General features: G+C 66.9%; 19 protein-coding genes. 3 read left to right on the forward strand and 16 right to left on the reverse strand.

Going from position 1 to position 18,821, the window contains the following annotated elements; all coding sequences use genetic code 11:
- Nucleotides 1-57 precede the first annotated feature (57 nt).
- Nucleotides 58-468 carry a hypothetical protein gene (locus tag ACSF9G_RS21635; RefSeq protein ID WP_436644226.1) on the reverse strand — a complete coding sequence of 137 codons (411 nt, stop codon included), beginning with the start codon at nt 466-468 and terminating at the stop codon, nt 58-60.
- Nucleotides 469-604: 136 nt separating this feature from the next.
- On the opposite strand from ACSF9G_RS21635, the gene ACSF9G_RS21640 reads away from it, so the two are divergent.
- Nucleotides 605-1,354 (forward strand): Crp/Fnr family transcriptional regulator, encoded by a 750-nt coding sequence (locus ACSF9G_RS21640; RefSeq protein WP_436644227.1) that lies wholly within the window; start codon nt 605-607, stop codon nt 1,352-1,354.
- Nucleotides 1,355-1,610: 256 nt separating this feature from the next.
- Here ACSF9G_RS21640 and ACSF9G_RS21645 read toward each other — a convergent pair whose 3' ends face one another.
- The gene (locus tag ACSF9G_RS21645) at nt 1,611-1,808 is read right to left on the reverse strand and encodes a CsbD family protein (RefSeq protein WP_436644228.1); all 198 of its coding nucleotides are present in this window, start codon (nt 1,806-1,808) and stop codon (nt 1,611-1,613) included.
- 357 nt (nt 1,809-2,165) lie between these two features.
- Between ACSF9G_RS21645 and ACSF9G_RS21650 the strand changes: the two genes are divergently transcribed.
- Nucleotides 2,166-3,248 carry an AI-2E family transporter gene (locus tag ACSF9G_RS21650; protein ID WP_436644229.1) on the forward strand — a complete coding sequence of 361 codons (1,083 nt, stop codon included), beginning with the start codon at nt 2,166-2,168 and terminating at the stop codon, nt 3,246-3,248.
- A 47-nt stretch (nt 3,249-3,295) separates the two neighbouring features.
- Here ACSF9G_RS21650 and ACSF9G_RS21655 read toward each other — a convergent pair whose 3' ends face one another.
- The 13 genes from ACSF9G_RS21655 to ACSF9G_RS21715 form a co-directional block, all read right to left on the reverse strand.
- The gene (locus ACSF9G_RS21655) at nt 3,296-4,705 is read right to left on the reverse strand and encodes an FAD-dependent oxidoreductase (RefSeq protein WP_436644230.1); all 1,410 of its coding nucleotides are present in this window, start codon (nt 4,703-4,705) and stop codon (nt 3,296-3,298) included.
- Nucleotides 4,706-4,709: 4 nt separating this feature from the next.
- Nucleotides 4,710-5,324 (reverse strand): cysteine hydrolase family protein, encoded by a 615-nt coding sequence (locus ACSF9G_RS21660; protein WP_436644231.1) that lies wholly within the window; start codon nt 5,322-5,324, stop codon nt 4,710-4,712.
- On the reverse strand, nt 5,317-7,383 hold the full coding sequence (locus tag ACSF9G_RS21665) for a hydantoinase/oxoprolinase family protein (protein WP_436644232.1): 2,067 nt from the start codon (nt 7,381-7,383) through the stop codon (nt 5,317-5,319). Before ACSF9G_RS21665 ends, ACSF9G_RS21660 begins: the two co-directional genes overlap by 8 nt.
- The gene (locus ACSF9G_RS21670; protein WP_436644233.1) at nt 7,380-9,119 is read right to left on the reverse strand and encodes a hydantoinase B/oxoprolinase family protein; all 1,740 of its coding nucleotides are present in this window, start codon (nt 9,117-9,119) and stop codon (nt 7,380-7,382) included. Before ACSF9G_RS21670 ends, ACSF9G_RS21665 begins: the two co-directional genes overlap by 4 nt.
- A complete protein-coding gene (locus ACSF9G_RS21675) occupies nt 9,116-9,985 on the reverse strand; it encodes an isocitrate lyase/PEP mutase family protein (RefSeq protein ID WP_436644234.1) in 870 nt (289 codons plus the stop codon). The genes ACSF9G_RS21670 and ACSF9G_RS21675 overlap by 4 nt, the downstream gene beginning before the upstream one ends.
- Nucleotides 9,982-10,506: a LeuD/DmdB family oxidoreductase small subunit gene (locus ACSF9G_RS21680; RefSeq protein WP_436644235.1), complete on the reverse strand. Its 525-nt coding sequence runs from the start codon at nt 10,504-10,506 to the stop codon at nt 9,982-9,984. The genes ACSF9G_RS21675 and ACSF9G_RS21680 overlap by 4 nt, the downstream gene beginning before the upstream one ends.
- Nucleotides 10,503-11,780 (reverse strand): 3-isopropylmalate dehydratase large subunit, encoded by a 1,278-nt coding sequence (locus tag ACSF9G_RS21685; RefSeq protein ID WP_436644236.1) that lies wholly within the window; start codon nt 11,778-11,780, stop codon nt 10,503-10,505. The genes ACSF9G_RS21680 and ACSF9G_RS21685 overlap by 4 nt, the downstream gene beginning before the upstream one ends.
- A gap of 3 nt (nt 11,781-11,783) precedes the next feature.
- Nucleotides 11,784-12,485 carry an ABC transporter ATP-binding protein gene (locus tag ACSF9G_RS21690; RefSeq protein WP_436644237.1) on the reverse strand — a complete coding sequence of 234 codons (702 nt, stop codon included), beginning with the start codon at nt 12,483-12,485 and terminating at the stop codon, nt 11,784-11,786.
- On the reverse strand, nt 12,478-13,224 hold the full coding sequence (locus ACSF9G_RS21695) for an ABC transporter ATP-binding protein (protein WP_436644238.1): 747 nt from the start codon (nt 13,222-13,224) through the stop codon (nt 12,478-12,480). Before ACSF9G_RS21695 ends, ACSF9G_RS21690 begins: the two co-directional genes overlap by 8 nt.
- Nucleotides 13,221-14,183, reverse strand: a complete 963-nt coding sequence (locus tag ACSF9G_RS21700) for a branched-chain amino acid ABC transporter permease (protein ID WP_436644239.1) — start codon at nt 14,181-14,183, stop codon at nt 13,221-13,223. Before ACSF9G_RS21700 ends, ACSF9G_RS21695 begins: the two co-directional genes overlap by 4 nt.
- 5 nt (nt 14,184-14,188) lie before the next feature.
- Nucleotides 14,189-15,061, reverse strand: a complete 873-nt coding sequence (locus tag ACSF9G_RS21705; protein WP_436644240.1) for a branched-chain amino acid ABC transporter permease — start codon at nt 15,059-15,061, stop codon at nt 14,189-14,191.
- Nucleotides 15,062-15,171: 110 nt separating this feature from the next.
- Nucleotides 15,172-16,407 carry an ABC transporter substrate-binding protein gene (locus ACSF9G_RS21710; RefSeq protein WP_436644241.1) on the reverse strand — a complete coding sequence of 412 codons (1,236 nt, stop codon included), beginning with the start codon at nt 16,405-16,407 and terminating at the stop codon, nt 15,172-15,174.
- Nucleotides 16,400-17,305 (reverse strand): GntR family transcriptional regulator, encoded by a 906-nt coding sequence (locus ACSF9G_RS21715; RefSeq protein WP_436644242.1) that lies wholly within the window; start codon nt 17,303-17,305, stop codon nt 16,400-16,402. The genes ACSF9G_RS21710 and ACSF9G_RS21715 overlap by 8 nt, the downstream gene beginning before the upstream one ends.
- 138 nt (nt 17,306-17,443) lie before the next feature.
- Here ACSF9G_RS21715 and ACSF9G_RS21720 point away from each other — a divergent pair, with 138 nt between their 5' ends.
- Entirely contained in the window at nt 17,444-18,007 is a 564-nt protein-coding gene (locus tag ACSF9G_RS21720; protein ID WP_436644243.1) for a tautomerase family protein, read from the forward strand.
- A 96-nt stretch (nt 18,008-18,103) separates the two neighbouring features.
- On the opposite strand, the gene ACSF9G_RS21725 is transcribed toward ACSF9G_RS21720, so the two are convergent.
- Nucleotides 18,104-18,820: an isochorismatase family protein gene (locus ACSF9G_RS21725; protein ID WP_436644244.1), complete on the reverse strand. Its 717-nt coding sequence runs from the start codon at nt 18,818-18,820 to the stop codon at nt 18,104-18,106.
- Between the last annotated feature and the right edge of the window lies 1 nt (nt 18,821).

An 18,821-nucleotide genomic window follows, 5' to 3' on the forward strand; every position in this document is an offset into this window, starting at 1 on the left:
TCGAGCCTGATGCCGCCGCATCTGGCACTCGAATGTGAGTAAATTCGCTGCGGTCCACTATTGGACTTGCGAAGGAGAGCCATGCGGCCGGGAAGGATCGCCGCTTCCGCATGCATAGGCGTGCAATGCGGATTTCAGCACATCCGGGTCCAACGGATAGGCAAGCCGGGTGAGCAGGTCTTTGGGGGTCGGGTCGGTCGGGTCGCGATCCGAAGTGGCAACAAGGATCGTCGGCGTACCGAGATCGTGGAGGCCGGCAACCAGATCGTCGATCGCCTCGGCGGCTGCGGGAACCAGCACGGCCACATCCACGGGCCCGGTCAGCATGGCGGCCCTGGCGGAGTCCACGGCACGGGTCAGCATGACCATCCACTCTGTCCCGCCGGCGCGCAAGACGCCCTCCAGTTCCAACGCCAGCGCGTCGCTGTCCATCAGAAATAGTGCCGCGCGGGACCGCGAAGCAGCCACGTCCATACCTCCTGCCAGCATGCACCACCTTCATCCGCGCGGCGAGCACCGCCGGAAAGGGTATTTTTAGTGGCTATGATGGAACCGAGGCGGGACTTTGTCATTGAAAAAAGACACATCCGGGAGAGGGCGCAAAGTGGCGGCGGGCGATATCGCGATAAAGGTTCGATGCGGGCAATGCCCGCTGAGGAAACACGACTGCTTCCGTGCGTTCACCGACGAGGAACTCGGGTTCATGGACGGGTTCAAGCAGGGCGAACTGACCATCAGTCCGGGCGCGCCGATCGTGCTCGAGGAAACCAATAGCCCGCACCTCTACACGGTGCTGGAGGGGTGGGCGTTCCGGTACAAGACCTTGCCGGACGGCCGTAGGCAGATCCTCAACTATGCCATGCCCGGCGATCTCGTCGGCCTGCAAAGTTCCGTGTTCGAGGTCATGAGCCACGGCGTCGAGGCGCTGACCGACATGCTGTTGTGCGTGTTTCCGCGCGATAAGCTGTGGAGCCTCTATACGCGCCACCCCGGGCTCGCCTTCGACGTGACCTGGCTCGCCTCGCGGGAGGAGCGGCTGCTGGACGAGAATTTGCTGACGGTCGGCCGCCGCACCGCGCTCGAGCGCATTGCTTTCCTCATCTGGCATCTCTACAGACGCGCCCGCAGTGTCGGTCTGACGAAAGGCGACAAGATCGACCTTCCGATCACCCAGCAGCATCTCGCCGACACGCTCGGCCTGTCCCTTGTCCACACGAACAAGACCCTGAAGAAGCTCAAGGCACGCGGATGCATCTCCTGGGAAGACAGGATCCTCGAGATCCGCGACAAGGAAATCCTGCTCGATATCGCCCAGGTCGAGGACACCGACGAAGCCCCGCGCCCGTTTCTCTGATCCCGATCGACGGGCCACGGCGCCAGGAACTGAACGACGAAAAGCCCGCGGGACCAAAGGTCCCGCGGGCTTTGCCGGTAGCCGGCTACGTCCTGGCCGGGGCGAGGGAAACAGCCCCGGCGATCACTCGGGAACAGATGGCGACGACTTCGGGCGCGGCAGACTGGCGCCGCCTCCCGCAGTCGCATCATCACGCGTCACTGCGATCCTCCGTGTTCGGGTACGAATTGGAGGATCACCGCAGGAAACCGCATCGTCAGTGACGGTTGAGCCAGCGGTCGACCTGCCGTTCGGCGTCTTCCTTCGCCACTCCGTAGCGCTCCTGGATCAGGCCGATGAGCTGCTGGCGATTGCCGTCGATCACATCGAGATCGCGGTCCGTCAGCTTGCCCCATTCGGCCTGTACCTTGCCGGTAAACTGCTTCCACTGGCCTTCGATCTGATCCCAGTTCATGGGTCTCCTTTCCGACGCGCGGGCCGGGCGCCGAGGTTACGGCGTCTTCGTATCGCGACACGCGCGGCTGCGTGTTGCCGTTGATGGTTTTCCGGTCCGGTCAGCGCCGATATCGCTGTCGGGACCGGCCTGCTGGGAAAACGGCGAACTGGCCGGATGGTTCCGACAAACATCGCAATTCGCGGTCTGCGTGATCGTTTCGAAATGTCCCCGTGCGACCGGAACCAATTAGCCGGCTTGCGCGTTTCCATAGAGGATCTTTTCGAGGCGACCATGACCATATCACCCGCGCCGGGATCACCGGCGGATACCCCATGTGAAACCGCAGGACCCGTCGTCGTTCAGTTGTCCGGGCCCGTGCGCGCATCCCTGTTCATCATCGCCGGGGCGGCAGTCCTGTTCGGCATGTATTTCGGGCGGGGTCTGTTCATGCCGATCGCGGTCGCACTGGTGCTGTCGCTGACGCTCAGTCCGATCGTCCGCACCGCAAACCGTCGGGGCATTCCCTCTGGACTGACGGCCAGCGTGCTCGTGGTCGGCCTGGCGGCGACGCTGATGGTCGGATCGCTGACCCTGACCCAACCGATCATGGAATGGATAAACGACGCGCCCAGTATCGGGCGGCAACTGCGCGATCGGCTCGAGAGCATCCGGAAACCGGTGGAAGCGGTGAACGAAGCTGGAAAGGAAGTCCAGAAGATCGCCGAATCCGAGGACCCGACCGTTCAGGAAGTCAGCGTCCGCCAGCCTGGCCTCCTAAACCGCGCGGCGAACCACGTTGCCGGAATCGGGGCGACGATCCTCGTCACCTTCGGCCTGACGCTCTACATGCTGGCCTACAGCTCGACCTTCTACGAAAAGGTCGTCCGCGTCCTGCCAAGGCTGAGCGACAAGAAGCGCGCGCTGCGGATTGCCTACGACGTCGAACGGATCGTCTCCCGCTACCTGCTGACCGTTGCCTCGATCAACGTCGCCTTGGGGATCATCATCGGCACGTCGATGTGGCTTGTGGGCATGCCCAACCCGATCCTGTGGGGGCTTGCCGCGATGCTGTTGAACTTCCTCCCCTATATCGGCGCGGCCGTCGGCGTCCTGGTGTCGGCCGCCGTCGCGCTCGTAACCTTCGAATCCATACTCCAGGCGCTCGTTGCGCCGCTCGTCTATCTCTGCATCACCGCGCTCGAAGGCAACTTCATCACCCCGGCGATCCTGGGCCGGCGGCTTGAGCTCAATCCCGTGGCCATCCTGCTGTCGGTGCTACTGTGGGGTTTCGTATGGGGCGTCATCGGCGTCCTGATCGCCGTACCCCTGCTCGTCGTTCTCAAGGTCTTCTGCGATCACGTGGACGGGCTGCATTCGCTCGGCGAGTTTCTGTCCGGCGCCCGCCCCCCACCCGACGAACCGGAGGAAATCGTCGGGACGCCCCGCACCGCCGGCTGACCCGGTACGGGCAATCCGCCTCCGCGACCGACTATCGGGCTTGGCGCCTAATCCGACCGCCCGACCCGATCCGCGGCCGCACGGCCCGCGATCGAGCCAAGCGCGACGGCCGTCAGCAGACCGTTGCCGGAGAGATATCCCTCGATCCGGCTTCCGGAGACGCCGCAGGCCGCACCGCCGCCGGCGAACAGATTGGCGACCGGCGCACCGTCGGCCTTTCGAACGCGGGCGGAACCGTCGACGACGAGACCGCCCTGCGTGTGGAACAGGGCACCGGTGACCCGGACCGCGTGATAGGGCGGCTTCAGCCCCGGTTGCCCGGTGAAATCGCGCCCGAAAGGATCCTGTTGCGCGCCGCTGCGAAAACGCTCGACATCGGCAAGCGTGTTCTCCAGCGCCTCGGCCGGCACCTTCATCAGCGCGGCGAGCCCGGCAACCGTGTCGACGCCGAGGATGGCCCCGGCGCTGTCGGCGTCCCGGTAGTCCGGAAAGGCGAGACCGAGCTCGTGCAGTCGCCCGTCATAGACGTCCCAGGCGATGCCGCCGGGCTGCTCCAGGACGCGGATTGCCTGCTCCGAATAGCCCTGGTGCTCGTTGGAGAAGCGCGCGCCGTCCACGTTGACCTGGATACCGCCTTCCATCATCAGCGCCCAGGTGATCAGAACGCCGTGCGGATGCGCGAGCGAACCATGGCCCTGGCACGCGCCCAGGTGCCGCGTCGCCGCCCCGAGCGCTCCGCCCCACAGCACCGCGTCGCCTTCGTTGCCCGGATGGCCGTAGTAAGGCGCGTCCGCCATCGCCGGGATGTACTGCCGAACCAGGTCGCGGTTGCCGCCGTAGCCGTTGCAGGCAAGCACCAGCGCGCCGCAGCCGATCCTCTCCGCAGCGCCGTCGGGGCGCACGGTCTCTAGTCCCGCGACCGTCCCGTCCGGCTCGGCGAACAGCGTCGTCGCATGCGCGTCCGTGACGATCGGGATTGCCGCCGCCTCGGCCGCCGCGAGAAGCCGGGCCATCAGCCCGGCACCGGTCTTTTCGGGAACCGCGTGCATGCGATGGACCGAGTGGCCGGGATAAAGGAAGTCAGTCAGCACCAGCCAGTCTAGGCCGTGGCTGTCGGCAAGCCACTCGAGCGCCGGCCCGATCTCGCGGGTTACGGCCTCGACGATTGCCGGATCGGCCTCGTTGCCGGCCTTTCGCTGGATATCTTCGGAAAACCGTTCGGCGGAATCGGTGATGCCGAGCGCCGCCTGGAACCGCGTCGCCGCCGCCGGAATGAACCCCGACGACATGGAGGTCGATCCGGTCGGGCTGTGGTCGCGCTCGACGACGATGACGTCGGCCCCGGCATCGGCCGCCCGCAGGGCCGCCACCAGCCCGCAGGCGCCCGCGCCGATCACCAGCACATCGCAGCGCGTCTCGAAGTCAACGTTCGCCGCTGCCGCGATGCGCGGGCTCATGATCTCACGCCGCCTCGATCAGCTGCATCGCCTGTGCGCAGGTGCGCACCGATACGATGCTCGAAAGATCGGCCAGCGCGGTCTCGTGCACGTCGCTGCGGAACGCGGCGCAGCCGTCGGACAACACCGTGACCTCGAAGTCGCGGACATGGGCGTCCCGCACGGTGGAGGCGACGCCGCCATTCGTCACGATGCCGCAGACGATGAGGCTGTCGATGCCGGCGCGCCGCAGCACATACTCGAGCCGGCTCATGAAGAAGGCGGAATAGGCGACCTTCTCGACCGTCAGGTCGGCCGGCTGCAGGCTGTCGACGAGCCGGTGACCCCATGCGCCCGGTTCGAAGTCGCCGCGGGCGAGGAACGGGCGCAGCGTCTTCAGGTGCGGCGAGATGAAGGGCTCGCCGCCCTTGCCGGGCACCAGCGTGAACTGCGTCGAGACGATCCAGCCGCCCTTCGCCCGCAAGGCGTCGGCGAGCGGTTTGATCCGCTCGGGCAATGCCGCGATGTCCGCCGCCGACTGGCCGGCGCGCCCGTATGCGCCGTCGGGATGCAGGAAATCGTTCTGCAGATCCACGATGAGCAGCCCAGTGCGCGCGATATCGAAACCGGCCTCACGCATCGCCCGCCCTCGCCTGCCGGGTGATCACCACATTGCCGAAACGGTCGACGCGCCCGACCAGGCCGGGATCGATGAAGATCGTGGTGTCGGGCTGTTCGAGGATCGCCGGCCCCGCGATCTCGGTCCCTTCCGACAGATCGAGCCGCTCGTAGACCGGCGTTTCGATGTCCTCGCCGTCGACGCGCACGCGCCGGGAACCGACGCGGCAGTCCTCGAGTACCCGGTCGGAAGACGGGGCGAACACGGTCATGTCAAAGGCAGGACGCCGGCCGATCACCGCGACGCGGTAGTTCATCACCCGGACCGGAATGCCGGCGAGCAGGCGCCCGAACGTACGGCGATAGGCGGTCTCGAACGCCGCGCGGATCGCCTTTACCGTCAACCCGCCGGACGGGATCTCGACCGGCGCCGTGACCGTATGGGTCTGGCCGAGATAGAGCATGTCGAGCTCGAACACCCGGTCGATCCGCTCGAAGGCGACACCGGCGCGCGCCAGCAGCATTTCCGTCTCCGCGGCGACCGCCTGCATTTCCGTGCCGAGAGCGGGTGCGTCGACCTCGTCGAGCAGCCGGTTGACGGTCTGCACGCGATCATGGCGCATGTCGGCGACGACACAGCCGAGCGCCGAGGTGACGCCGGGATAGCGCGGCACCAGCGCCGAGCGCAGGCCGACATCCTTGAGGAGCGCGCCGGTGTGCAGCGCGCCGCCGCCGCCGAACGGCATGGCCGCGAACTTGTCGGGATCGTAGCCGCGCTCGATCGACACCAGCCGGATCGCGCCGGCCATCTTGGCGTTGGCGACCTTGAGGATCGCCTCCGCGGCCTCCATCACGTCGATGCCGAGCGGCGCGGCGATCTCGCGCGCGATCGCCGCGCGCGCCGCCTCGACATCGAGCGCGTCGAGCTTGCCGCCGATCGGCCGGGCCGCGTTGATGCGCCCCAGCACTAGATTGGCGTCCGTGACGGTCGGGCGATCGTTGCCCAGGCCGTAGCACACCGGCCCCGGGTTGGAGCCGGCCGATTCCGGACCGACCCGCAGCAGTCCGCCCTCGTCGACATGGGCGATCGATCCCCCGCCGGCGCCGATCGTCGTGATCTCGATCATCGGCGTGCGCACGACCATGCCGAAGTCGATCGCCGTCTGCGCGGCGAGCGCCGCCTCGCCGCCCGCGATGAGCGACACGTCGAAGGACGTCCCCCCCATGTCGCAGGTGATCACATTGGGAAATCCTGCCGCCGCCGAGATCGCCTTCGCCGCGATGACGCCGGCCGCTGGGCCGGAAAGCGCGGTGCGCACCGGATAGCGCTTGGCCGTCTCCACCGACATGACGCCGCCGTTCGACTGGACGATCAGCACGTCGCCGGAGAAATGGCGGTTGTCGAGTGCGGTTTCCAGACGGTCGAGATAGCTGGAGACGACCGGCTGCAGGTAGGCATTGAGCGTTGCCGTTGACAACCGTTCGAACTCGCGGATCTCGGGGATGATCTCGGTCGCCGCCGTCACGTAGTCGTTCGGCCAGACCGAACGCACCGCCTCGACGGCGATCGTCTCGTTGTCGTTGTTGGCGTAGCCGTTGATGAAGAACACGCAGACCGACTCGCAGCCGGCCGCCCGCAGGGCCTCGGCGCGTTCGGCGACCTCGCCCGGATCGACCGTCTGCAGAACGTTGCCGTCGGCCAGAACCCGCTCGCGCACCTCGACGCGGCGGTCGCGCGGCACGATTGGCGTGAACATGCCCCATAGCCCCCAGGTGGTCGGCCGGTCGCGCCGCCGCATTTCCAGAACGTCGCGGAACCCCTCGGTCGTGATGATCCCGGTCGGCGCCCCCTTCCGTTCCAGCAGAGCGTTGGTGCCCACTGTCGTGCCGTGCACCACCGTCGCGATATCGGCGAAGTCGTCGGCGACGGCCGAAATCCCCTCGACGAAGCCGACCGACTGGTCGCCGCGCGTCGACGGCACTTTCGCCGTGGTGACGCGCCCCGTCTCTTCGTCCCACAGAAAGATGTCGGTGAAGGTTCCGCCGACATCGACCCCGATCGCGTAGCGCCGCCCGCTCATGCCGCCGCACTCGCCTGGCGCCGCGCCCGCGTCGCGGCTTCGTCGACCTTGCCGTCGGCGTCGATCACGACGCCGTAGTCGGCCTCGGCCGCTTCCCGCGACACGAAGCCGAGGCCGACGTCGCGCGCGACTGCCTCCGGTTGCCGCGTCATCGGATCGCCGTAGCCGCCGCCACCCGGCGTCTCCAGCCGCACGTGCTGGCCGCGTGCCAGCTTCACACCCACCATTTTGGACGTCATCGGAGGCGACTTCTCTCCCTCGCTGGTGTCGTAGACGAACCGGTTCAACGCGGCCGGCTTGCCGCCGACGACGCCGGGCGGCGCGAAGCGGCCGCGCTCGCCGAACAGGAACGCATCGGCGCTCTCCTCGATGAGCTCGATTTCGTACACGGCGCCGAGACCGCCACGATGATTGCCGGGCCCGCCCGAATCCGGCCTGAGCGCCCATTGGGTGAACCGGACGGGATAGGCCGCTTCGAGGATTTCCAGCGGCGGGATCGTCGCCGTCGAGATCGGCGCGTTGCCGTGGTTGAGGCCGTCGCCCTTGGGATGGCCACCATGGCCACCACCGAAGAAGGAAAACATGACCCAGCGCCGCCCGTCGCCGCGGTGTCCGGCAAGCGACAGCGCGTTGATCGTGCCGTAGGCGCAGCCGTTCGACCGCTCCGGCGCGATCGTCGCCACGGCCTGGAAGACGACGTCGATCAGCCGCAGGATCGTCTCGGTATAGCCTCCGACGGGCTTCGGGGCGTCGACCGCCAGGATCGAGCCCTCCGGAATGACGAAGTCGACCGGTTCGAGCACGCCCGCATTGGCCGGCACGTCGCCGAAGACGTGCTTGAGCGCGACGTAGCAGGCGGCGACCGTAGTCGCTCGCGAGATGTTCAGGGGCCCGCTGCAGGCCGCCGCCGACCGCGAGAAATCCATGCGCATCCGCTCGCCCTCGATGGTGAGGTCGAGCGCGATCTTCAACGGTTCGTCGACGATGCCGTCATTGTCGAGAAAATCCTCCGCCGACACGGTGCCGTCGGGCAGGTCCCGGATCTGCGCCCGCATCAGCCGCGCGGCGCGGACCTTGAGTTCGCCCAGGGCCTCGGCCACGGTCTCCGCACCGTATTCGCCGAGCAGTTCCTGCATGCGGCGGACGCCGAGATCGAGCGCGTTGATCTGGCCGTTCAGATCGCCGTAGAGCGACGTCGGCAGCCGCGAATTCGCCGACAGGATGTCGATCACGTCCTGGCGCAGCTCGCCCTTGTCGAACAGCTTCACCGGCGGGATCAGCATGCCTTCCTGGAAGCATTCGGTGGCGACCGGGTTGTAGTTGCCGGGCACGTTGCCGCCGACGTCGTGCCAGTGGCCGACCGAAGCCAGGTAGCAGAACACCTCGCCGTTCGCGAACAGGGGCCGCACGAGCCGGAAGTCGGACAGGTGCGTGCCGCCGGCATAGGGGTCGTTGAAGATCCAGACGTCACCGTCGCGCGGGCCGCCTTGTGCAGCGGCCTTCTCGATCACCGCCTTCACCGCGAAGGCCATGACGCCGACGAAGATCGGCAGCCCCGACTTGCCCTGCACCAGCGTGTCGCCATTCGCCGCATCATAGATGCCGTGCGAGGCGTCGTGCGCTTCGGCGATGATCGGGTTGAAGGCCGAGCGGAACAGCGTTGCGTCCATCTCGTCGGCGATCTGCTCGAGCCGGCCCTTGAGAATCGCCAGCGTGATCGGATCGATCGCCATCACTGCTGCTCCTCGTCGTAGCGGCGCGCTTCCGCCAGCAATTCCGGCGTTCCGACGATCCGGTTGATCCCTTCGAAATCGACCATGTTGTCGCGGAACGGCTCGTTGCTGCCATGGGCGACGAGGCTCGAATAGTAGCCCTCGAGCGTCGCCGCGATCGCGCGCACCGCCCCGCCCGGGAAGATGACGAGCGCGAAGCCGAGTGCCTCCAGATCGGCCGCCGTCATCGCCGGCGTCTTGCCGCCCTCGACCATGTTGGCCATCAGCGGCGTCCGGTCACCGAGCCCGGCGACGATTTCGGTCATGTCCTCGACGCTCTTCGGCGCCTCGACGAAAAGCACGTCGGCGCCCGCTTCCGCGTAGGCCGCGGCGCGGTCTATGCCCGCCGAAAGCCCGTCCACGGCCACCGCGTCAGTGCGGGCGATGATCAGCGTGTCCTCGCCCGCGCGGGCGTCGAGGGCGGCCTTGATCTTGCCGACCATCTCGCCGACTGACACCAGGGTCTTGCCGTCGAGATGGCCGCAGCGCTTCGGCAGGGTCTGGTCTTCGAGCTGTATCGCGCTCGCACCGACCCGCTCGAACTGGCGCACGGTCCGCTTGACGTTTATGGCGTTGCCGAAACCGGTATCGGCGTCGACGACGATCGGGGTCGCGATCCGGTCGCGGATGGCCGCGATCGTGTCGGCGACCTCGCTCATCGACACGAGGCCGACATCGGGGCGGCCGAAGCGCGTATAGGCGATGCTGGCGCCGGACAAATAGACGGCTTCCGCCCCCGCCCGCTCCGCCACGAGGCCCGACAGGCCGTCGTAGATGCCGGGTGCGACAAGGATCTTGCCGTTGCCGAGGCGCGTCTTGAGACGCGTCATACGCGGGACTCCTTCTGTGCACGTTTGTTCGCCCTGGTCTTGGCGAACCGCTTTTCGAGGTGCGGCACGAGGCCGCCGTCATTGATGAGCTCGAGCAGGAACGCCGGCAGCGGATCGAGATCGATGGTGATCCCCCCCGTCTCGTTGACGAGACGGGCGCCCGCGACGTCGAGCGTCACCGCGTCGCCGGCGGCGATCCGGTCGCCCACATCTGCCGTGAACACCGGCAAACCGACATTGATCGCGTTGCGGTGGAAGATTCCGGCGAAGGACCGCGCGACGACCCCGGCGACACCGAGCGCCTTCAACGCCTGCGCCGCCTGCTCGCGCGACGAGCCCATGCCGAAGTTCCGGCCCGCGACGATCACGTCGCCCGGCCCGACAGTGCTCGCGAACGCAGGGTCGACGGCTTCGAGGCAATGGGCGGCGAGCGTCTCGATCGGCGCGGCCATGTACTGTCCCGGCGCAAGCTGGTCGGTATCGATGTCGTCGCCATAGACGAAAGCGCGTCCCGTCGTCATGCCGGACCTCCCTCGGCGAGCATCGGCCGCGGATCGGCGATACGCCCGGCGACGGCCGAGGCGGCGACGGTGAACGGCGAGGCGAGATAGACCCGAGACGACGCCGCGCCCATGCGGCCCTTGAAGTTGCGGGCGGTCGAGGAGATGCAGGTGATGTCCTCGCCGAGCCGTGCATTGCCGTAGCCGGCGCAGATGCCGCACGCGTTCGGCAGGACCTTAGCGCCGGCCGCCTCGAACACCGCCATGATGCCGTCCGCGGCGGCACGCTCCTGGTCACGCCGGGAGGCGGGCGCGACGAGCAACTGTACGCCTGAGGCGACCTTGCGTCTGCGCAGGATCCGCGCCGCCCGTTCCAGGTCCACGTATTTCGCGCCGGTGCAGGCGCCGATATAGGCGACATCGACCGGGGTGTCGGGATAGGCGTCGACATCGGCGGCGTTCGCCGGCGAGTGCGGCGCCGCGACCTGCGGCTGAAGCGCCGCCGCATCGAAGACGTGGTGCTCGGCGACCGTTGCGCCCGCGTCGCCTTGCCAGTCCGTGATATCGCCGGGTTCACCGCCGGCACCTCGAACATACCCGGCGGTCGTCGCGTCGGGCGCGATCAGACCGGTCTGCCCGCCGAGCTCGGCGGCCATGTTCGACAGCGTCATGCGCTCCTGCATGTCGAGGCTTTCGATCGCCTCGCCGGTATATTGCACGGCCTGGTAGCGGCCGCCGTCCATGCCGAGCCGGCCGCACAGGGCAAGCATGATGTCCTTGGCCGTGACGCCGTCGCCGAGCCGTCCGCGCCACTCGATCAGGATCGTCTCGGGGACCCGGATCCAGATCTCGCCGGTCGCCAGAACGCCCGCCATCTCGGTCGCGCCGACGCCGAACATGTAGGCGCCGAAGGCTCCCCCGGTCGGGGAATGGCTGTCGCCGCCGACGACGAACATGCCCGGTCTCAGGTGGCCGCGCTCCGGCAGCACCACGTGGCAGATCCCCTCGCCGTCATAGAAGGCAACCTGCTTCTCCGCCGCCCAGCGGCGCGTCAGGTCCAGGATCTCGCGACCGGCCTCGTCGTCTCCCGGCACGAAGTGATCGGAGATCAGCACCACCTTCGAGCGGTCGAACAACCCGACGCCGAGCCGCTTCAGGATCGGCTCGACCCGACGCGGACCGCCCGAATCGTGGATCATCGCGAGGTCCACCCGAGCGGTTACGATCTCTCCGGGGCTTACGGCGGAGCGGCCCGATGCGCGGGCGATGATCTTTTCGGCGAGCGTCATCGGCATGGTTCAGATTCCCAGATACGACCGCTGCAGCTGCGGGTCGCGCATGAGTTCGTCGGCCGGGCCGGACAGACCGATGGCGCCGTTCTCCATGACGAAGGCTCGCGTCGCGATTTCCAGCGACTGGCGCACGTTCTGCTCGACCAGCAGGATCGTCAGGCCCTCCTCGTTCAGTTTGCCGATCAGCGCGAACATCTCTTCCACCAGCATCGGCGACAGGCCGAGCGACGGCTCGTCGAGAACGAGCAGTCTCGGCTCCGACATCATGCCGCGTCCGATGGCGAGCATCTGCTGTTCGCCGCCAGACAGCGTGCCCGCCTTCTGCGCCATGCGCTCCTGCAGGCGCGGGAAGATCGTTAGGACGCGCTCGATATTGTGGCTGCGCCGTTCGCGGCCGCGACGGTAGCCGCCGAGTTCGAGGTTTTCCTTGACGGACAGGTTGGGAAAGACATGGCGCCCCTCCGGAACCTGGACAAGCCCGGCCTTGACGATTGTTGCCGGATCGGACCCGGCGATGTCGGCGCCGTCGAAGCGGATCCGTCCGGCCGACGGGCGAATGAGGCCGGACAGCACGGCGTTGAAGGTGGTCTTGCCGGCGCCGTTCGATCCCAAAAGGGCGACGATCTCGGAATTCGCGATCTCCAGGTCGATGCCGCGCAGGATCTCGGTCTCACCATAGCCGGCGTGCAGCCCCGCAACCTCAAGCATGGCCGGCCCCCTCGGCGATCCGGGTCGCCATGCCGTGCCCGAGATAGGCTTCGATGACCGCCGGGTCCCTGGCTATCTCGGCCGGCGGCCCATTGGCGATGATCTCGCCCTGGTTGAGCACCCATGTGTGCTCCGAGAGGCTCATCACCGCCTGCATGACGTGCTCGATCAGCACGATGGTGACGCCACTGTCGCGAATCCGCGTGATGATCGGGATGACATCGCGCACCTCGGTCGGATTGAGGCCGGCCATCACCTCGTCGAGCAGGATCAGTTTCGGATCGGTCGCCAGCGCCTTGGCGACCTCGAGCCGCTTGCGCCCGGCCACCGTCAGCGACGCGGCGTCCTGATCGAGCCGGTCGGCGAGCCCGACCTGGAGCGCCACGTCCTCGGCCTTCGCCAGCGCCTCCCGCCGCGAAGCGCGGTGCAGATGGGCACCGACGGCGATGTTGTCGCGTACGGTCTGTCCGGCAAAGGGCTGCACGATCTGGAAGGTGCGCACCATGCCGAGCGCGGCGATCCGTTCCGGCGCCTCGCCGGTGATGTCGGCGCCGTTGAACAGGACGGCGCCCGCATTGGGCTTGTGGAAGCCGGTGATCAGCGCGAACAGCGTCGTCTTGCCGGCCCCGTTCGGCCCGATCAGCGACACGATCCGACCCTCCTCGACGTCGAGGCTCGCGTCCCGCACCGCCTGAAGCCCACCAAAGGATTTCGACACGCCTTGGACCGACAGGATCATGCCGCCCTCGCACGCAGGAGCCTGCGGACGGAGATGCGGCCGAGACCGGCAAGGCCGCGCGGCAGGAACATGACGATGAAGACCAGAAGCGCACCGTAGATGACGAGCGAGATACCCGGCGCGTCGCCGACGACGTCGCGGGTGATCTCCGACAGCGCGTGCAGGACGACGGCGCCGAGCAGGGGCCCGAACAGCGTTCCCAGCCCGCCGACGATCGGCACCAGCAGGGACTCGACCGAGATGGCGGGGCCGTAGGCGATGCTTGGATCGAGATAGAGGAAGTACTGGGCGTAGAACACGCCCGCGAGGCCGGAGAAGCACCCCGACAGGACGATGCCGCCGAGCTTGACGCGCAGCGCCGCGACGCCGAGCGCGCGCGCCGCGTCCTCGTTGTCGCGCACCGCCATCAGCCGCGCCCCGAAGCGCGAATTGCCGAGCCACCACGTCGCCAGGAACGCGGCCAGCGTCATCGCCCAAATCATCCAGTAGTAGCCGCTCTTTTCGGTGAACTGCAGGCTGGCGATACCGGGATCGAGCGGGATCAGGATGCCGACGCCGGCGCCGGTGAACGGCACGGTGTTGGACAGGATCCGCAGCACCTCGGCGAACGCGAGCGTGACGAGCGCGAAATAGGAACCGCGCAGACCGTAGCGGAAACTGACCGCGCCGACGAAGGCCGCGACCAGACCGGCCAGGACCATTCCCGCGACGAGCCCGATCCACGGGTTCACACCGAGCTGCACCTGCAGCACCGCCACCGTATAGGCGCCTGTTCCGAAGAACGCCGCATGGCCGAACGAGAACTGGCCGCCATAGCCGCCGAGAATGTTCCAGGCCTGGCCAAGCAGCGCGGCGTACAGCACCATGATCAGGCTGTTGAGCCAGACGTCGGAGCCGATGAAGTACGGCGCCACGCCGAGGCCGGCGAAGACGACAACGAGGGCGGCAAGGTTTCTCATTCAGCTCACACCTTGTGCCCGAGCAGCCCGGTTGGGCGGAACAGCAGGATCAGGATGAAGATGGCGAAGATGCCGATCTGGCCGAGGCTTTCGCCGAGGAACAGACCACCAAGCGATTCCACCACTCCGATGATGAGCCCGCCGATCAGCGCGCCGACGAACGAGCCCATGCCGCCGAGCACGACGATGGTGAAGGCGATCAGCACGAACCCGTGGCCGACCTGCGGCGTGACGTAGTAGCTGGGCATCAGCAGACAGGCGGCGATGCCGAGGCAGGCGATGCCGATGCCGAAGCTCATGGCGAAGACATGGTCGACGTCGATGCCGACGAGGCGGGCGCCCTTGCGCTCCTTCGCCACCGCGCGGATCGCCTTGCCGAGATCCGTGCGCGTCATCAGACCCCAGAGCGCGGCGGCCGTCACCAGCGCGCCGAAGAACGCGATGACCTTCGGCAACGGCAGGAAAGCGCCGAGGAACTCGATCGTCTCGAAGGACCAGGGCGTGTCGACGATACGGGTGTCTGAGCGGAACAGGTAGAGCGCCAGGTTCTCGATGACGATCGACAGGCCGAGCGTCACCAGCAGGATGTTCTCGTCGCGTTGATGGCTCGCCTTGCCGATGACGTAGCGCTGCAGGAGGTAGCCGATCGCGAACATCGCGGCCGGCATGACGATCAACGCCTGATACGGCCCCACCCCGAAGCCGACGGCTAGGAAATAGACGCCGTACAACGCCACCATCAGCAGGCTGCCATGCGCGAAATTGATGATGTGCAGCACGCCGTAGATCAGCGTGAGTCCGAGCGCCACGAGCGCGTACAGGGCGCCGGTGGTGATGCCGTTCAGAAGCGACGGCAGGAGGATCGAGAACTCGCTCATTGGCTACTTCGAGTACAGCGGCATCGAGAACAGCGGCGGAGAAGACCGGCGGCTAAGAAGACTGGCGGGCAACCGTGCCCGCCAGTCGATGTGCGCGATGATCGGCCCCCTTACGCCGGCATCGGGAAGACGGGGGCGGCCGAGGCGAACTCCTCCGGGAAGATCACCTGGATATCGCCGTCGAGCACCTGCGTGTTGACCGGCTGCCCGCCCTCGTTCTGGCCGCCGACGATCTTGGTCGGGCCGTAGGGCATGCCATGCTTGTCCCAGGTCGAGTTGCCGAGCGCGGCGATCACCGCGTCCTTGTCGGTCGAACCCGCCCGGTCGATGGCATCGGCCAGGAACGCGACGGCGTTGTAGGCCAGGAACACCTCGTAGGTGTAGATCAGCCCCTTCGCCTCCGCGGCCGACTTGCGCTGCAGCGCGATGTCCGACTTCGGGTTGAACCAGTGATTGCAGTCCATGATGTACTGGGCCGCTTCCGGGAACTCGTTGACGAACTTGTAGCTGGATGCAGCGCCGCCCAGCACCGAGTAGATGCCCTTCGGCTGCACCTTCTGCTGACGCATCGTACGGGCGAGAAGAACGTACTCGTTGTAATAGTTGGCCGGGATCACGAGGTCCGGGTTCTTCGCCTTGATCTGCAGCGCGATGTTGGTGAAGTCGCGCGTCGGATTGGCGTGCTTGATCACCTCGACGACCTCGATGCCGATACCCGGCAGCTCCTTCTGCAGGAGCCCGGCGGAACCCGTTCCGAACAGCGATTCCTCGTGGATGATCATCGCGGTCTTGGCGGGCGAGCCGGCCGCCTTGTTGATCTTGTCGAGATTTTCGACCGCGAACTTGGCGATCACGCCGTAGCCGGGACTGAACCGGAAGGTATTGGGCAGCCCGCGCTTGATGATCTCGTCGGACACGCCGACGTCGACGACATGCGGCGTATTGCTTTTCGCCGCTTCCTGGCTGGTCGCCAGCGAGATCGCCGAGGAATAGCCGGCGACGATGCCGTCGATGCCGGCTTCGGCCATCTTCGCCACTTCGGCCGCTCCGATATCCGGCTTGCCCTGGCTGTCGGCCAGCACCGCTTCCAGCTTGGCGCCGCCCATCGACTTGATGCCGCCGGCGGCATTGATGTCCTCGATCGCCATCAGGGCGCCCTCGCGGCACTGGGTGCCCGAGAAGGCGATGAAGCCACTCACCGGATGGATCAGTCCGATCTTCACATTCGCCGGCTGCGCGCGGAGCACGGCCGGGAAACCACCCACACCCGCCACCATCGCCGTCGCGCCGGCAGCCGCCATGAAATCGCGTTTGCTCAGTCCGCTGGTCTTGCGTTTGTCAGCCATCGTTTTGTCCACTCCCTTTTGGTTTAGTGCGATACGTTTGCTTGTTATTGACCACGACCTCCGGCGCGGCGGTCGGTTGCGCCGTCCACCGCATGCCTTCGGCGCGATGAACCCGCTCCAGGTTCATCTCGAAACGATACCGGTCGGGCCGGTACAGAACCCGGATGTACTCGACGGGCCGGTCGCTGGCGTCGAGCACCAGGCGGCGAACCTCGAGCAGCGGCGCGCCGGGATCAATTCCGAGCGCCGCGGCCACGGCCGGATCGGCCACCGTGGCGCTGACCGTCTGCCGGGCCGATGCCACGCGGATGCCGGCCCGCTCCAGCAGCGTGAGCAGGGCGTAGCGGCTGAGATCCTCGCGCTCGAAGCCGCGACCGATGTCTTCGGGAAGCCAGGTGACGAGATACGACATCGTCTCGTCGTCGACGCTGCGCACGCGCACGGAACGCTGCACGAGGTCGCCGGTGGCGATCCTGAGCGCACCGGCCACATCCTCGTTGGCCGCGACGTAGTCGAACTCCAGGACGCGCGCCTCGGTCGCGATGCCCATCAGCGAGATGTTTTCCAGCCATCCCTCGAAGGAGGCCGTCACCGGCGGCGCCGGCGGACGGTGCACGACCCGCGTGCCGCGGCCCCGCTCGCGTACGACGAGACCGGCGGCGGCCATCTCGTTCAGCGCCCGCTTCGCCGTGATGCGCGAGACGCCGAAACTCTCGGCCAGTTCCTGTTCGCCGGGGACAAGTTCGCCGGCGCCGAGCTGGCCCGAATAGATGAGATTCCGCAGGACGACGTAGATCTGGTGATAGAGCGGAACGCGCGACTCGGGATCGACGGCGCTGGAGGCTCTAAGCCGTGCGCGCGGTGCTTTCGCTTGCCCCGAGACAGACGCCGTTGTCACCGTTCTCCGCGCTCCCGACTTTCCGCTCTCCAGACGGGTGATGCATCGCCACCCGTTTTCTTAATGGTATATAGATATACTATTAGCTCATCGCGCGAGAGCGCAAGAGGGTACTCACAAGAAACGGAGGGCACGGGAATGCCGGTAATCGAACTGACGCTGATCGAGGGATACGACGCCGAGACCAGGACGCGTCTGGGCGAGCGCCTGACGGATGCGGTTCGCACCGTCATCGCGGCGCCTCTCGACGGCGTGACGGTTGCGATCCATGAGGTGAAGGCCGAAAGCTACATGCGCGGCCGGCAGCGGCGGCAGCCCGGCAAACCGCTGGCCGATCCCGTCGACCTCGTCGGCGCCTTTCTCGCGGCGATGGAAGCGCGCGACCTGGACGGCGCCAGGGCGTTCCTGGCCGACGATTTCCGCATGACCTTTCCCGGCGGCGCCGAGTTCGGCCGGCTCAAGCAGCTGGTCGAATGGGCACGGGAGCGCTACCGCTTCGTGCGGAAGACCTATGAGCGCTTTGACGTCGCCGCCGACGCCGACGGCCCGGTCGTCTATTGTTTCGGCACACTGTCGGGCGAGTGGCTGGACGGCGCCGCCTTCAGCGGCATCCGTTTCATCGACCGGTTCACGATCCGCGACGGCCTGCTCGCCGACCAGAAGGTATGGAACGATCTGGCCGAATCCGGTCGGCGGGAATAGTCGGCGCGGCGCTCTGCGATTGCCGCGGGGCCGCGCCATCCCTACGCTGGATCGACCCCGTCCATCCCTGGATGGACGGGGCCATTCCGGGCAATCCTATGCCGCCTCGCGCCCGTCGACCGTCTGGAGATAGTCGGCGACCTCGTCGACCGGGATGACGTCGGCATATTTGCAGTTCAGGTCGAACAGGTTGATGGCGTGGCTCGCCTCGAACCGGTCGAAGGCGGTCTCCTCCGGGATGACGACCTTGAAGTTATACGAATAGGCATCCACGGCCGTCGCACGCAGGCAGCCGGACGTCGTGCAGCCGGTCAGGATGAGCGTGTCGACGTCGAGAAAATTCAGGTGGCTCATGAACAGCGTGCCGAAAAAGGCCGACGGCTTGCGCTTCCCGATCAGGATGTCCTGCGGCTCGGGGGCGATCGGCGCCACGGTCTGGGTGGCGTGGGTTCCCTCGATGCCCGTTTTCTCGCCGCCCCGGTGGTTCTTGCCGACCTGGACACCACTGTCGATCATGTCCGGGCGACGCTCCGACTGGGTATAGAAGACCGGCAGGTTCTTCGCCCGTGCGAGCTTCAGCAGCCTCTCGATATGGGGCACGGCCTTCCACCCGGCTTCGCCGCAGTGGGTCCGGTACGTCTTGAGTCCGTCCTCGACGTCTTCGCCCGGGGCATCGCCGCAGAAATTGTACTGCACGTCGATGATGAAGAGCGCAGGACGGGTTCCGAAGCCGCCGCGTTTTCCGTAGCCGGCCAGTTGGTAGACCCGCTTGTCCTTGTCGGTAAGGAACTTGTCCCAGACGCGTTCAGTCATT

The organism is Microbaculum mangrovi (assembly GCF_051390635.1).
Taxonomy (GTDB): Bacteria; Pseudomonadota; Alphaproteobacteria; order Rhizobiales; family Tepidamorphaceae; genus Microbaculum.

Coding starts and splice junctions, on each gene's coding strand:
- ACSF9G_RS21645 (WP_436644228.1), bottom strand. CDS start 1,808: ATGAACTGGGATCAGATCGAAGGCCAGTGGAAGCAGTTTACCGGCAAG.
- ACSF9G_RS21655 (WP_436644230.1), bottom strand. CDS start 4,705: ATGAGCCCGCGCATCGCGGCAGCGGCGAACGTTGACTTCGAGACGCGC.
- ACSF9G_RS21660 (WP_436644231.1), bottom strand. CDS start 5,324: ATGCGTGAGGCCGGTTTCGATATCGCGCGCACTGGGCTGCTCATCGTG.
- ACSF9G_RS21665 (WP_436644232.1), bottom strand. CDS start 7,383: ATGAGCGGGCGGCGCTACGCGATCGGGGTCGATGTCGGCGGAACCTTC.
- ACSF9G_RS21675 (WP_436644234.1), bottom strand. CDS start 9,985: ATGACGCGTCTCAAGACGCGCCTCGGCAACGGCAAGATCCTTGTCGCA.
- ACSF9G_RS21680 (WP_436644235.1), bottom strand. CDS start 10,506: ATGACGACGGGACGCGCTTTCGTCTATGGCGACGACATCGATACCGAC.
- ACSF9G_RS21685 (WP_436644236.1), bottom strand. CDS start 11,780: ATGCCGATGACGCTCGCCGAAAAGATCATCGCCCGCGCATCGGGCCGC.
- ACSF9G_RS21690 (WP_436644237.1), bottom strand. CDS start 12,485: ATGCTTGAGGTTGCGGGGCTGCACGCCGGCTATGGTGAGACCGAGATC.
- ACSF9G_RS21695 (WP_436644238.1), bottom strand. CDS start 13,224: ATGATCCTGTCGGTCCAAGGCGTGTCGAAATCCTTTGGTGGGCTTCAG.
- ACSF9G_RS21700 (WP_436644239.1), bottom strand. CDS start 14,183: ATGAGAAACCTTGCCGCCCTCGTTGTCGTCTTCGCCGGCCTCGGCGTG.
- ACSF9G_RS21705 (WP_436644240.1), bottom strand. CDS start 15,061: ATGAGCGAGTTCTCGATCCTCCTGCCGTCGCTTCTGAACGGCATCACC.
- ACSF9G_RS21710 (WP_436644241.1), bottom strand. CDS start 16,407: ATGGCTGACAAACGCAAGACCAGCGGACTGAGCAAACGCGATTTCATG.
- ACSF9G_RS21720 (WP_436644243.1), top strand. CDS start 17,444: ATGCCGGTAATCGAACTGACGCTGATCGAGGGATACGACGCCGAGACC.
- ACSF9G_RS21725 (WP_436644244.1), bottom strand. CDS start 18,820: ATGACTGAACGCGTCTGGGACAAGTTCCTTACCGACAAGGACAAGCGG.